The sequence below is a fragment of the Nocardia sp. NPDC003726 genome (assembly GCF_053586955.1).
The window spans coordinates 45143-59246 of sequence record NZ_JBSFNF010000013.1 but is presented as its reverse complement, the minus strand read 5'-3'; the positions used below and the strand labels follow the sequence as shown (position 1 = coordinate 59246).

The following is a 14104-nucleotide window of genomic DNA, read 5'->3' as shown; positions in this document are numbered from 1 at the left end:
TCACTCCGGCGAATCGGTGAGATAGCCCCCGCGCGTGAAGAATTCGGCTCCCGACCGTTCCACCCCGTCCGACGTGCGCACCCGGGTCAGCACCAAGCCGGGGTTGCCCCGGTAGGCGTCCGGCCCGCAGACCACGGTGCCGCCGCCCTCCTGCACGATCACCCGGCCGGGCGTGCCGCCGTAGCGCGCCTCCGACACGCGCGCCGCCAGCACCTCGATCTTCTCGCCGCGGTAGTAGCTGAACGCGCGCGGGTACGGCTCGGAGAGGGCGCGGACGAACCGCTCCAGATCGACCGCGTGGGTGCGCCAGTCGATGCGGCTGTCGCGCTCGGACCGCTTGTGGAAGTAGGTTCGCTGCGTCTTGTCCTGCGGCCGCCACACCGCGGTGCCGGTCTCCAGCGCGTGCAACGCTTCCCGCACGGCCCCGGGAATCAGTTCCATTCCGGCGAGCACGAGTTCGGTGCCGGTGGCCTCCGGGCCGATCGGCAGCGAATGCTGCACCAGGATGTCGCCGGTGTCCAGTTGCTCGTCCATCCGGTGCACGGTCAGCCCGAACTCGGTCTCCCCGCTGATCAGCGCCCACAGCACCGGCGAGAAGCCGGTGAATTTGGGCAGCAGCGAATCGTGCAGGTTGAGCGTGCCGTGCGGAGGCAGGTTGTACAGCTCCAGCGGCATCCAGGTGTACCAGCTGTTCACCACGATGACGTCCGGCTCGGCCCGCTTGACCAGGTCGATGGTCTCCGCGTCGGCGCGCTCGGTCAGGTGCACCGGGATCCCGTGCTCGCGCGCCAGTTCCTCGACCGAATCCGACCAGATGGCCTTGTAGGACTGTTCGCTGGCCGGATGCGTCACCGCGAGCACCACGTCGTGACCGGAATCGATCAGGGCCTGCAGGGTTTTGCGGCCCCAGGTCTGGAAGCCGAACGACACGATGCGCATACCGAACCTATCCTCGACGAACTCTAAGTAAGGCTAGCCTAGCCTATGCAAATGCCGAGTTCGCTCCGAAGTGGCGCACTGTGGTCGAGCGCACCGGCGCACCGGCCAGCACTCGATCCGAAAGTTCGCCCAGGCAGCTGAGATTCGGGAATCCCGGCCCCTGTGCCAGCCCCGCCATATTCGGCAGATAGAGCTTCGCCTCGAGTCCGGAGACGGCGAGGTCGTGGCCGATGGCCGCCTCCAGCCGCGCCTGGGTGACCGGCCCGCCGATGGCCAGCTCCAGCAGATCGGCGGCGTCGGAATCGAACAGTTCGAGAAACCACAGCGGCTGCCCGCCGGTCGCGTCGACCACCAAGTCGAACGCGTGCACCTGATCCGGGCGCAGATCGTTGCGCAGGGTCAACGCGACCCCATCACCTTGATCGGCCACCCGCACCACCCGGCCCTGCAGATGATGGACCCGGCTGTCGGCGAGCAGATTCTCCTGCACCCGCACCGAGAAGACGCCGCGATCGGTGCGCCGCACCACATCCCGCCGCTCCCCCAGGCTCAGCGCCCGCCACTTGGCCGGATCGCTGTAGAGCGAGTTCTCGAAGAAGCTCTCGCCGCGGGTGTAGATCGTGGCCGCCGGGGAGATCACCGACACGGTCAGCACGTCGTGACGCACCAGTTCGTCCAGCGCCGATCCGGCGGTCTCCCCACCGCCGATCACCGCCGCCCGCGAGGACGCGGGCAACCGCCTGCGGCAGGCCAGATCCCAGAATTCGGCGATGCTCAGCATTTTCGGGTGCCGGGCGAGCGCGCGGTCGCTGCGCCCGGGGCCGGTGATCATCAACCGGTCGGCGTCGAGTTCGGATTCGACGCCGTTCGCGTCCACCACGCGGACCAGCCAGCCGTCGGCGGCCGCCGAGATGGTGCGCACCGTGCCGAGCACCAGCTCGACCCCGGTCTTGCGCGCGACCCACTGCAAGTATTTCGCCCACACATGGTGGTGCGGATGCGGCCTGCCCCGGTCCACCCATTCGGCGTAGGTGCCGCGCTCGATCAGGAAAGAGGTCCAGCTGAACCGCTGCATCGCCTCGTTGATGGCGCGATTGTGCCCCCGCGCCCAGGTCGAGTGATACGGGAAGCCGACATCCTTCTCCGGGCTGGTGCCGAGCCGGTGCTGACCGTCGGTCCATCCGCCGCTGGAGAGCCAATTGCCGCCGACCGCCTGCGATTCCACGACGACGACCTCCGGCGCCGCCAATCCCAGTTCGCGCAGCACGTGCGCCTTCGCCGCCACGGCCATGGCCTTGGGGCCGCCACCGACCACGAGAAGTCTGTCCACCGGTTCTCCCATCTGTGTTTCCAGCCACTGCTCAGCTATCGGTCGGGCACTCAGCTGTGCGGCTGGTCGCCCGCGACGACGTCACCGTGAGACTGGACATGCACGCACACATGTTTGCATAGGCTTACCTTATATTGCTAGAGGCAACCGCTCCTGTGGCGAACTCCGCAGGGGCAGGCGAGCAATCGCCCTGGAACGAAACGGAAGTACGCAGATGAACAACCGCAAGATCAGAGCAACCGCGGCGGCCTTCGCCATCGTCTCGGCCACGCTCGTCGGCGGATTCGCCGGCATCGCCCCCGCTACCGCGGCGCCCGCCGTGGTCCGCACCGCGGCGCCTTCGGTCGGGGAACTGCAGGCCAAGTTGCAGGTGCTGCTGAACACCGGAGCGTCGCGCTCCGCCCGCGCCGCCGAACTGGAGGCGGGCGAGGCGGGACTGCCGATGATCGATCAGATCGCCGGCGTGATGAACTCGGTGCCCAGCTTCCGCTGGTCGGTCCAGGGTCCGGTCAGCGTCAACGGTGACACCCTCTCCGCCAACTTGATGACCACCGTCGACGGCTTCTCCCCCTTCCCGGCGATCGAGGTGTCCTGGCGCCGGATCGATGGCACGTGGAAGCTGACCCGCGAATCCGAGTGCACCATCGGCTACTACGCGTCGGTCCCCTGCAGCGTCTGATCGACCGCGGCGCGAAAACGGTCCCGTCGAACTCGGCTTCCGAGTTCCGGGGCCGTTTCGCGCCGGCACGGCCTACGCCTCCACTTCCAAGTGTGATTAGGCTACCCTTAGTCGCATGGGCAGAGGATTCGAAGGCTTGATGTTGAAGGCGTGGCGGGCCGATGACTATCGGCTGACCGTCACCTCGACCGAGCAGATCACCGACAAGTTCGTCCGGCTCGGTTTCAGCGCGGGGGGCCTGCTCGCCGACCATCCGGTGCACCCGACCCAGTGGGTGCGGCTGTGGATCCCCAACGGGGACAGAGAACATCAGCGCGGATACACCCTGGTCGACCCCGACCCGGAGAACGACCGCTTCTGGATCGAATTCGCCCTGCACGACGGCCCGGCCGCGGAATGGGCTCGAAAAGCCGGTGTGGGCGACGAGATCGATGCCTCGGTCCTCGGTTCGGACTTCCAGCTGCCGGAGACCGCCCACAGCGAGTATCTGATCTTCGGTGACACCGCGTCGCTGCCCGCGATCAACTCCCTGCTCGACGCGATCGGCGACACCCCGGCACGGGTCTGGCTGGAATGGCAGTACGAGTCCGACCGCACCCTCCCGGTCCGCAACAAGCCGCACCACCAGGTCACCTGGCTGCAGCGCGTCGACGACGGGCGGCTGATGCGCGAGCAGGCCCACGAGATCGACTGCCCGGAGGACGCTTTCGCCTGGGTGGCCTGCGACGGTCACACCACCCGCTCGATCGTCAAGACGCTCAAAACCGCGCACGCGCTGCCGAAAACCGCGATCAAAGCGCGCGCCTACTGGAAGTAACTCCCACCGATGCGGGGCCCCGCCGCCTGTCCGGCGACGGGACCTCGTGCCCGCCTATGCCGGAGCCGGTTCCAGCCGCCAACCCGTCGCGCGGGAGCGCTCGTTCCAGAAGGCGGCGTAGCGGCCGCCCAGCGCCAGCAGTTCGTCGTGCGTGCCGCGCTCGACGATGCGGCCACCGTCCAGGAACAGGATCTGGTCGGCGTGCGCGATGGTGGCGAGCCGGTGCGCGACGACGATGACCGTCTTGTCCCTGGTGATCTCGTGCACGCCGCGCACAACCACCGCCTCGCTGTGCGGGTCGAGCGCGCTGGTCGCCTCGTCCAGCAATACGATCGGCGCGTCCTTCAGCAGCGCCCGCGCGATCGAGACGCGTTGCCGCTCACCGCCCGACAACGCGGTGCCGCCCTCGCCGACGCGGGTGTCGAAACCGTCGGGAAGACGCTCGACGATCTCGTCCACCCGCGCCGCTTCGGCCGCGCGCCGCACCTCGGCGTCGTCCGCCCCGGGCTTGCCGATCCTGATGTTGTCGGCCACCGACTGGTCGAACAGGTAGACGTTCTGGAAGACCAGCGACAGCTGGCTCAACAGCGTCGCCGACGGCTGGTCACGCACGTCGTGCCCGCCCACCGCCACCCGGCCGGAATCCACGTCGTAGAACCGGGCGGCCAGCCGCAGCAGGGTCGTCTTGCCCGCGCCGCTCGGTCCGACGATGGCCGTGGTGGTGCCCGCGGGAACGCTGAAGGTGACGCCCGACAGCACCGGCTCGCCATCGCGATAGCCGAAGCTCACGTCGTCGAAGATCACCGATGGCGCGCCGGGCGTGACCGGGGCGGTGGCCTCCGGCAGCACCGGTTCGGCGAGCAATTCGGTGATCCGGTCCGCGGCCGTCGCCGCCGAGCGCAGCGCGTTGCCCAACTGCGCGGCTTGATTGACCGGTTCGATGAATCGCGAGCTCACCGCGACGAGCGCGACGGCGGCGGCGGCCGAGATCGCGCCGTCGGTCACCCGGGCGACCGCGACGTACACCAGCAGCAGGAACACCGCCTGCACGAACAGCGCGAACAGGATCAGGCCCGGCACGCTGGCGAAGACCATGCGCGCACCCGCCGACCGCTGCCCGGCCAGCGCCGCGTCGAGCGCGCGGTTGCCCGCGCCCACCGCGCCGAAGGCCCGCAGGACCGGCTGCGCCTGCGCGAATTCGATGACGCGCGAATCGGCTTCGGCCGCCGCGGCGTGCAGGCGCTTGTCCGCGCCGGTGTAGGCGCGATTCGCCAGGCCGTTGACCAGATAGAGCACCGGCGCGGCGAGCAGCATCGCCACCGCGATACGCCAGTCGACCAGCAGCATGCCCACCGCGACCGCGAGCGGGACGATGACGCCGGTCAGGATCTTGGCCAGCAGGTAGGCGACCAGGCCCTGCAGTTCGCGCACGTTCTCGACCATCAGCCGTCCCAGCGGTCCGGCGTCGTGGGTCTCGAACCAGCCCAGCGGCAGCGCGTTGAGGTGGTCGCCGAGCCGGGTCTGCAATCCGCGCTGCATGCCGACGCCGACGCGCAGTCCGATCGCGGCCTGCAGGTAACCGAACACCACCACGCCCGCGACCGCGGCCAGCATGCCCAGCGCCCACAGCCACGCGCGGCCGAGGTCGTCGTCGAACAGCGCCTGCAACACCGGCACCAGCAGCAGATACGCCAGCGCCTGGCTGAGCGCCTGGGCCACGATCGCGGCGAACAACCTCGGCGTCAGGTGGGCGAATTCGGCCGGAACCAGGTCGAGTACCTTGCGAATCATCGGACGCCCTCCGCACGTTCGACGAGGGCGATCTCGCCCAGCGCCGCCTCGTTGATCTCCCACAGTCGCTGATAGGTGCCGCCCGCGGCGACCAGGCTCGCGTGCTCGCCTTGCTCCACCAGCCGTCCCCCCTCGAGCACGAGGATGCGATCCACTCCGGTGATGGTGTGCAGCCGGTGCGCGATGACCAGCACGGTGCGACCCGCGACCAGAACTGCCAGCGCGTCCTGCACGGCGGCTTCGGATTCCGGGTCCGCGAAGGCGGTCGCCTCATCCAGCACCAGCACCGGGGTGTCGGCGAGCAGGGCGCGGGCGATGGAGAGCCGTTGCGCCTCGCCGCCGGAGAGGGTCGCGTCGACGCCGATCTCGGAGTCGTATCCGCGTGGCAGCGCGACGATCCGGTCGTGGATCTGCGCGGCGCGGGCCGCCTTTTCCACCGCCGCGTCATCGGCGTCCGGATGGGCCAGGCGCAGGTTCTCCCGGATGGTCCCGCGGATCAGCCGCACATCCTGGAAGACGAAACCAACGGTGCGATAGAGCTCTTCGCTCGGGAAGTCACGAATATCCCTGCCGCCGATGGTGATCCGGCCCGCGCCCACGTCGTAGAAGCGCGGCAGCAGTTTGGCCAGCGTCGACTTGCCGGAGCCGCTGGGGCCGACCAGCGCGGTGATGGTGCCCGGCGCGAGTTCGAGATCGATGTCGTGCAGCACGTCGTGGCCGCTGCGGTAACCGAAGCCGACGCCTTCGAACCGGACCAGTCCAGCGGGCGCGGAGGGCGCCGCATCGGATGCGTGCGCGTCGGTGCTCAGTTCCGGCGTCTGTTGCAGGTCGTAGAGTCGTTGCGCCGCGACCGCCGCCGCGCGCAACGCTTGCGCGCCGTAGCCGAGGTTGAGCAACGAACTGCCGAGGCCCAGGCCGACCAGCAGGAACGGCAGCACGTCCAGCGGCGGCACCCAGTCCAGACCCACCGCGGCCAGCCCGGCGAAGACCACGACCAGCATCACGAACACCGGGGTGACGACGATGTCGGAGGCCGCCTGCACCTTGATGATCGGCGTCTTCAGCCGGTCGACGCTGCGCGCCTGGTGCTCGACGGCGTCCTGGAAGACGCTGTGCGCCTTGCCCGCCTGGCCGAACGCGCGCACCACCTGGATGCCGTCGACGAACTCGATGGCCGCTTCCTTGGTGCGCTGCTCGGAGCGGGTGTAGACGACGTAGCGGTCCCGGCCGTCGCGGTCCATCATCCGGCTGTAGAGCACGGCGTAGGCCAGGATCGGCAGCAGCAGCACCAGGGCGAGCCGCCACTGCACCGTGACCAGGTAGCCGAGGGTGACCAGCGGAACGGTGAGCGCGCCGACGAACTCCAGCCGCGCGTGCGCCACCAGGTAGTGCAGCGCCTCCACGTCGTCTTGCAGGTATTTCTTCACCTCGCCCGAGGTCCGCTCGCCGAACCAGCCCAGCGGCACCCTGGTCAGCTTGGCGGCCAGTGCCCGCCGCACCGCGAGCTGGTAACCACTGTCGACCAGATGCGTCCAGGTCAGCGCACCGGCCTGGAGCAGGGCGCGGGCCAGCAGCACCACCGCGGCGACCGCGAGCAGTCGCCAGACCCGGCCGGTGTCCACGGGTTGATCGAGCAGTGCGCGGCACACTTCGACGATCAGCACGAACGGCGCCACCGCGCACACCGACGCGACGGCCATGACGACGCTCGCGGCGGCCAGGTGCCCGCGCACGGGCGCGAGGATCTCCTTGCGCGCCCGCGCCTCCCGCCGCTTGTGTTCTCTGAGCACCGCCTTCGGCGGCCGGTTCCCCGTGTCCGCCACCGGCAGCGGCGCGGCCTCCACCGTCATCTGTCCTCGTCTCTCGCCCGTCCCGGCGTTCGTTCCCGATTCGCCCCATACTCACACAGAAGGGGTTATTAAGGAAGGTTAGGCTAAGTTACTTTAGCCCGTCCGGCGCTCCGGCCCCACACCCGCCTCGCGGCCTCGTACGCGAGATCCACCCCGAGGGTGCGGCCCACACCAGGCGTTGTCTTTCGCGACTTATTTCGTCAATGTGCGAAAACTACTGCGAACCCTCTGTTTTCGAATTCTCGACGCGCTCGGGAAACCTTCATGAACGAACCCGCGTCCTGGCGCGATAGCCCCTGCGCATCGCTAACTTCCCATGCAAGCGAAACCATCGGACACAGGGGTGACGAATATGTTTGGCGCAGACACCCTTTCGATTCTGTCCAATTGCGCGAAAGACCCTGGCGAACTCACCGCGAATCAAGCGCACCGCGCCATGCAGGTGCACCTGGACTGCGGCGTCGAGATATGCCGGGTCCGCAGGCGCGCACGCAGGACGCTGGTCGAAGCCCGGCTGATGGTGCTGGACGAACGGGCCACGCCGTGACGGCCACACCGTGGTCGCCGCGACGAGTTCCCCCGGTGTCGGAGCGGCTGTCGTCCGTGCGGCGGAATCGTCACGGCAGCGGTGGCGTTGTCCTTGCCATGACCGCAACGGCATCCGATCGCTCCGCCGCCCCCGTCGTCGATACCGAGACCGAATTCGGCGCGAGAGTCGCCGCGCGACTGAACCGCGAGTCCGTCCTCTGGCTGACCACCGTCGGCCCCACCGGCACACCGCAGCCCAACCCCGTCTGGTTCCAGTGGCGCGACGGCGAATTCCTGATCTTCAGCAAGCCCGGCCAGCCGAAGGTGCGCAACATCCAGCGCAACCCTCGGGTCGCGCTGAATCTCAACAGCACCGCGACCGGCGGCGACGTGGTCGTGCTCACGGGCACCGCGCGCGTGGTCGAGCAGCGCCCCGGCGCGGCGGAGATCGACGCCTTCACCACGAAGTACGCCGACGGCCTCCGCTCACTCGGGATCACCGACGAGCAGTTCTACGCCGAGTACTCCGTCGTGCTGCGTGTGACGCCCGATCGCCTGCGCGGATTCTGATCCCGATGATGTTCGCGCCGCCGCCACCCACCGCCGCGTGGCGGCATCGCACCGCCCGCGAGGGATTCGAGGTGGCCTATTTCCGGGTCACCGAGCAGGGCGTGCTGATCGACGGCTGCACCACAGCCGTCGAGGACGGCTACCCCTGGGTGGTGGACTACCGGATCGCACTGGACACCGAATGGCGCACACGCCGCGCTCAGGTGGCCGTGCGCAAGCCCGGCGGCTGGAACACGCTGGTGCTGGAGTCCGATGGTGCGGGCTCCTGGCTGCTGGACGGCATGCCCGCGCCGCTGCTCGACGGCTGCCTGGACGTGGACCTGGAGTCCTCCGCGCTGACCAACGCGCTGCCGGTGCACCGGGCCGCGCGGGAGATCGGCGACAGCGCGGACGCCCCCGCGGCCTGCGTATACGCCTCCGGCGCCGCGGTAGCCCGGTTGGAGCAGCGCTACGTCCGCGTGGCCGACGGCGCGCACGGGCCGCGTTTCCAGTACACCGCCCCGGAGTTCGACTTCGCCTGCACCCTCGACTACGACAAATCGGGCCTGGTGCTCGATTACCCCGGCATCGCGATCCGCGCACACTGAGCCCGCGACCCCGGGTCACGGACCTGCGGTCAAGCGTTCCTCCGCCTCCGCTCCGGCCATGCGCGGACCGAGGACGGACGACGTCCGACCGCGCCTATTAAGGTCGGTACCGATGAGAAGGCGGCAACAACCGCCGTTGCCGAAGCGGCACGGCTTGGACCCGGCCCGGTTGCGACTGCCGGAGCAGGGCCACTGGGCGACCATCCGGGACCATCTGGTGGAACGCCTGCCCCGGGTGTCTCCTGCGCGCATCGATGAGCTGCTGCACGCGGGCGGCATCGTCGACCTGGAGGGTCCGATCGCCCCGGACTCGCCGTACGTGCCCGGCGGCGCGGTCTGGTTCCATCGCGATCTGCCCCAGGAGACGGTGGTCCCGTTCGACATCCCCGTCGTCCATCGCGACGACGACATCCTGGTGGTCGACAAGCCGCACTTCCTGGCCACGATCCCGCGCGGTCAGCACATCCTCCAGACCGCGCTGGTGCGGCTGCGCCGGGAGCTGGACCTCCCCGACTTGGTTCCGGCTCATCGGCTCGACCGCGTCACGGCCGGACTGGTGCTCTTCGTCGTCGATCCCGCCCGCCGCGGCGCGTACCAGACCATGTTCCACAAGCGCACCGTGCGCAAGGAGTACGAGGCGATCGCCCGATTCGATCCCGCCCTCACACTGCCCCGCGTGGTGCGCAGCCGGATCATCAAGGAGAAGCAGGTGCTCGCGGCCCAGGAGGTGCCGGGCGAGCCCAACGCGGAGACCGAGATCGAACTGCTCGAGCACCGCGACGGACTCGGCCGCTACCGCCTGCGCCCGCACACCGGCCGCACCCACCAGTTGCGCCTGCACATGAACAGCCTCGGCATCCCCATCCTTGGTGACGATTTCTACCCGGTGCTCACCGACAAGCCGGTCGACGACTTCACCAGGCCGCTGCAACTGCTGGCCGCCTCGCTCGAGTTCACCGATCCGGTCACCCGCGAGCCACGCCGTTTCCGAACCACCCGCACGCTCCAGGCCTGGACCGATCCGCACGGGTGGGCCGGCTGAGGAATCCACGATCCGCCCGCCGTTCGGCTGAACCAGCGGAGCCGCAACCGGCGCTCGCCCGGGCAGCGCCACCGGACGCGGATCGGCTCAACGCCGTACCTGCCCGGACGAGCGCCGCCCCGCTCCCCACACACGGCTCTCCGGCGCCCGCGTCGCCATCCACGCGAGCGCCGTCCCCCGCCGCCCGCGACGGCGGCGGGAAAGTGATCGATCCAGCAATAGCGCCGCAATCTATGGTGAACGTGTTCTTGTTCCGTAGACTCGGTCGAGATGTCTGAGCCGGACCTAGCAGCACCGCCCCGCCCACGCCACAGACTGCACGCCTACATCGACGTCGCCGTGGTAGTGATGGTCTTGGCGGGCACCAATCTGATCGCGCATTTCACCACCGCGTGGGCGAACATCGTCACGGTGCCGATCGCGGCGATCGCCTTGCTCGCGCTGATGCGCAGGCGCGGCCTCGGCTGGTCGGAACTGGGCCTTTCGCCCCGGCACTGGCGGCGCGGCTCGCTCTACGCGCTCGCCGCGGTGGCAGTGGTCCTCGCAGCCGTCGCGATCGGCGCGGCGCTGCCCATGACCCGTCCGTTCTTCCTGGCCGATCGCTACGCCACCGTCTCCGGCGCGTTGATCGCCTCGATGATCGTCATCCCGCTGCAAACCGCGATCCCCGAGGAACTGGCCTTCCGCGGCGTACTGCACGGCACCCTGCACCGCGCCTACGGCGCGCGCGGCGTGTTCGCGGCGGGCTCCCTGCTGTTCGGCCTCTGGCACATCGCGTCCTCCCTCGGCCTCACCTCTGGCAATCGCGGCCTGAGCGAGTACGTCGGCGGCGGCGTGACCGGACAGATCGCAGGCATCCTGCTCGCCGTCCTCGCGACGGCCGCGGCGGGCGTCGTGTTCACCTGGCTGCGCCACCGCAGCGGCAGCCTGCTCGCCCCGATCGCCCTGCACTGGTCGGTCAACGGCGCGGGCGCGTTGGCCGCCGCCATCGTCTGGCACACCACGCTGCGTTAGTTCTGTCGCGACTTGTCGTCGCAAACTTCGCCGGCGGCCACGAACGGCGGTCCCGGTCTTGCTTCGCGCTGAAACGCGCGGTGACCGGCCGCCGTCGCTCCGCGTTCCCCTCGGGCTCGAGCGCGCGGGCGGCAACCCCACGCGGCGGAATTCGCGTGATCGCTCTGCGCGCATTCGAACTGAGTTTCGACACGCGGAGACCAACGATAAAAGCGCCGCTCATGCGGATATTCGCGGCGAGCTGCGAATTTCGCCTGTTCGGCGTGTCGCCTTCACCCCGGGAGACCGCTACGTTGACCACGGGAACAGGTCGGTTTAATCTCACTTCGATCACACATATGTTCGAGCAATCATGTCTCCACCGCTACGACATGAGACCTGCTCTTGGGAAGGCTCGCGATGCCCGACGAACCCTCGAACGGTAGTTCCGAGATTGCCGCGCTGGCTCAGCAAGTCGAGACCGCGCGCGGCAAATTGCCCCTGCAGCTCGATCCGGCGTTGCTGGAGGTGCTCTCCGAACGCGAGATCGCCGCGGAGCGTGAGTTGGCGGAATGGATTCGCGCGCGCCGCCGAGAGCAGCGGCGCAGGGCGATCGAGGCGGAGCTGGCCACCGAGCGGCGCGACCGGAAGTCGGCCGCGGCGTTGCGCCGCGCGGAGGAGGCCGACGCCCGCTGGCATCGGCGCGCGCTGGCCGCACGGCGGCGGGCCTCCAGCCAGGACGCGCGCTTGGCGCAGCTCTACCGGCGTGCGGAGTGGTCCTCGCGCGCCTTGATCGCCGTCGTCGTGCTCGGCATGGTCTGGGCCGGTGTCAACGTGCAGCACAATCTGGTGCCCAGCGGTGACATGTCCGACCCGCTGTACTGGTTGAGCTACGGCATCGAGGCGATGATCTCCATCCCCGTCATCACCATCATGGTCGCGGCGACGACCGCGGCGCGCTGGGGCCGGGAGCTGGCGCGCGGCAAGGTGATCTTCTTCGAGGCGGCGCTGCTCGGCACGACCGTCGCCCTCAACACCGGACCGCATCTCGCCGCGGGCGACCTCGGCCGCGCCGCCGAGTACGCGATCGCCCCGGTGATGGTCGGCGTCGTGATCTGGTTGCACGCCTGGGTTTCCGCGCGGTACGCCGTGCTCATCGACGGAGCGCCGGTGATCGATCCCGACCCGCGCACCGTCCGGGTCGATGCGCGATTCGCTGCGGGTATGCCGGAGAACGGTGACTACCAGCCGATTGCGGCGACGAACAGCCGCCGCTTCGCTACGGAAGGCGATACCTACGCCGCACCCGTGACCGATGGTCGCTACGACGCGAATCCAGGAACGCGAACCGAACATCGGGGCACTCCCGCCGGGCGTGAAACGCCGGTCTGCGCCACTGTCCAGGACAAGACGACGGACGCTCGTCCCGACGAGTTCACCCACCCGGCCGCAGCGGCCGCCCCTGCCCCGGCTCACGCCCACCGGAAGTCGGCGGCCGACGATCATCCGGCCGAACCACCGATCGGCGGCCATCCGATCACCGTCGACCGCACACCGCCCACGACGGCGGACGCCGTGGACAGCGAAATGTACGAAGGTTCCGCCGCCTCGGGCCCGACCGATGCGCGCAGGACCAACGGTCACGCCGTCGATACGCCGATCAACGGCCATCCCGTCGCCCTCCCTCGGACGGGGACGGTCCCGGTGGACAGCGAAACGCACACTACCGCTTCGCACTCCGCCGACGAGCAATCACGCAACGGCCATGAGGCCGTCACCGGTCCGAATGGCGCCGCGCTCTCGCGTCCTCGCAACGGCCACTCGCACGACCTGCCCGTGAACGGCTACCCACTGCCGATCCACGGCGAAACCAACCGGACGCCCACCAACGGAAACGCGCACCCGCACACCAACGGGCACGCTTCGCGCCCTGCCACCAACGGCCACATCGTCCCGGCGAGCCCTGCCGACGGCACCGTGCGGTATTCGAGTGGCGACGGGAACACCGCCCACCCCAGGACCGACGATGCGTTCCACACGACCGGTCACCCGCGGGTCAACGGGCACGATATTGCTTCGGCAGCCAACGGTCACTCCACCGAGATACCCACCAGCACAGTGCCTCCTGCCGACCCAGTCGACAAGCACACCGAGCCGCTCGTCATCAAGCACCCCACGGACGCCGTCGCTGCCGACGAAACCCCAGCGCCACAGTCTCACCCACTCGATGTCGAGCGTGGAACGTCGAGTCCAGCAGAAGCGCCCGCGTCCGACAGCCAGCTCTCGCAACCAGCCGCACAGCAGATTTCACTCGCCGACCTGCACGACGGCTTCGCGTTCCGTGAGCACCCGTCGGCAGGCGCGAACGGTGTCGCGTCACCGCACGCGTCTACCGATCGAGACGGCCGTTCGATCGAGCGAGCGCATCACGGAGACGAAGTCCGGCACCCTGGCTCCACCGAACCCATGCGCACACCGCCCCCAGCGACTGCCGACACTGCCGCTCAGGTGCACCCGAACGCCACCGCACCGCGCGCGAAACGCGGAAAGTCGGCGACCGCCGAGCAGAACGACCGCTCCGCCGACACGGAGAGCGAACAATTGGCGCTCGAGGAAGCCCCCGAGCCCTCGCGTCCGCGCGTCGAACCCATACCCGTCCTCGAGGCGGACGACGACGAGGACGATGAATTCCCCACCGAGCCCGAGGAAGCCGACACCGACGACGACGAGATCTCCGCGATCGCACGCGCCATCACCGGCCGCCGCCTGTCCCACCTCCCGATCGAGGAGGTCAGAGAGATCCTGACGCTAGCCGACCAGGGCGGCTCCACCCCCGCCATCGCCAACGAACTCGGCCTCCCCCGCTCCGCCGTCACCCGAGTCCTGGACTCAGCCCTCAAAGTCCACCGCCCCTACGCAACCATCGTCTGAGCGCTCACCTAGGGCCTTGCGCCTCAACACAACTCGCTTACCGGATA

General features: G+C 69.1%; 12 protein-coding genes. 8 read left to right on the top strand and 4 right to left on the bottom strand.

All coding sequences use genetic code 11. From position 1 onward, the window contains the following. Positions 1-939 (bottom strand): methionyl-tRNA formyltransferase, encoded by a 939-nt coding sequence (locus tag ACWDMM_RS18895; protein WP_449938618.1) that lies wholly within the window; start codon positions 937-939, stop codon positions 1-3. A 43-nt stretch (positions 940-982) separates the two neighbouring features. Continuing rightward, positions 983-2269, bottom strand: a complete 1287-nt coding sequence (locus ACWDMM_RS18890; RefSeq protein ID WP_357106718.1) for a SidA/IucD/PvdA family monooxygenase — start codon at positions 2267-2269, stop codon at positions 983-985. 214 nt (positions 2270-2483) lie between these two features. Between ACWDMM_RS18890 and ACWDMM_RS18885 the strand changes: the two genes are divergently transcribed. After that, positions 2484-2948: a hypothetical protein gene (locus ACWDMM_RS18885; protein WP_195080354.1), complete on the top strand. Its 465-nt coding sequence runs from the start codon at positions 2484-2486 to the stop codon at positions 2946-2948. Positions 2949-3063: 115 nt separating this feature from the next. After that, a complete protein-coding gene (locus ACWDMM_RS18880; protein ID WP_357106723.1) occupies positions 3064-3765 on the top strand; it encodes a siderophore-interacting protein in 702 nt (233 codons plus the stop codon). A 54-nt stretch (positions 3766-3819) separates the two neighbouring features. Here ACWDMM_RS18880 and ACWDMM_RS18875 read toward each other — a convergent pair whose 3' ends face one another. Beyond that, positions 3820-5556, bottom strand: a complete 1737-nt coding sequence (locus ACWDMM_RS18875; protein WP_195080352.1) for an ABC transporter ATP-binding protein — start codon at positions 5554-5556, stop codon at positions 3820-3822. Further along, complete coding sequence (locus ACWDMM_RS18870; protein ID WP_195080351.1) at positions 5553-7406, bottom strand: ABC transporter ATP-binding protein; 1854 nt, start codon at positions 7404-7406, stop codon at positions 5553-5555. The genes ACWDMM_RS18875 and ACWDMM_RS18870 overlap by 4 nt, the downstream gene beginning before the upstream one ends. A gap of 352 nt (positions 7407-7758) precedes the next feature. Between ACWDMM_RS18870 and ACWDMM_RS18865 the strand changes: the two genes are divergently transcribed. The 6 genes from ACWDMM_RS18865 (at position 7759) to ACWDMM_RS18840 (ending at position 14057) form a co-directional block, all read left to right on the top strand. Continuing rightward, a complete protein-coding gene (locus tag ACWDMM_RS18865; protein WP_195080652.1) occupies positions 7759-7953 on the top strand; it encodes a hypothetical protein in 195 nt (64 codons plus the stop codon). Positions 7954-8051: 98 nt separating this feature from the next. Next, entirely contained in the window at positions 8052-8504 is a 453-nt protein-coding gene (locus tag ACWDMM_RS18860; RefSeq protein ID WP_195080350.1) for a TIGR03667 family PPOX class F420-dependent oxidoreductase, read from the top strand. Positions 8505-8509: 5 nt separating this feature from the next. Then, entirely contained in the window at positions 8510-9091 is a 582-nt protein-coding gene (locus tag ACWDMM_RS18855; RefSeq protein WP_195080349.1) for a putative glycolipid-binding domain-containing protein, read from the top strand. A 112-nt stretch (positions 9092-9203) separates the two neighbouring features. Beyond that, complete coding sequence (locus ACWDMM_RS18850) at positions 9204-10133, top strand: RluA family pseudouridine synthase (protein ID WP_195080348.1); 930 nt, start codon at positions 9204-9206, stop codon at positions 10131-10133. A 270-nt stretch (positions 10134-10403) separates the two neighbouring features. Further along, entirely contained in the window at positions 10404-11147 is a 744-nt protein-coding gene (locus ACWDMM_RS18845) for a CPBP family intramembrane glutamic endopeptidase (RefSeq protein ID WP_195080347.1), read from the top strand. A 399-nt stretch (positions 11148-11546) separates the two neighbouring features. Then, the gene (locus tag ACWDMM_RS18840; RefSeq protein WP_449938612.1) at positions 11547-14057 is read left to right on the top strand and encodes a hypothetical protein; all 2511 of its coding nucleotides are present in this window, start codon (positions 11547-11549) and stop codon (positions 14055-14057) included. Positions 14058-14104 lie beyond the last annotated feature (47 nt).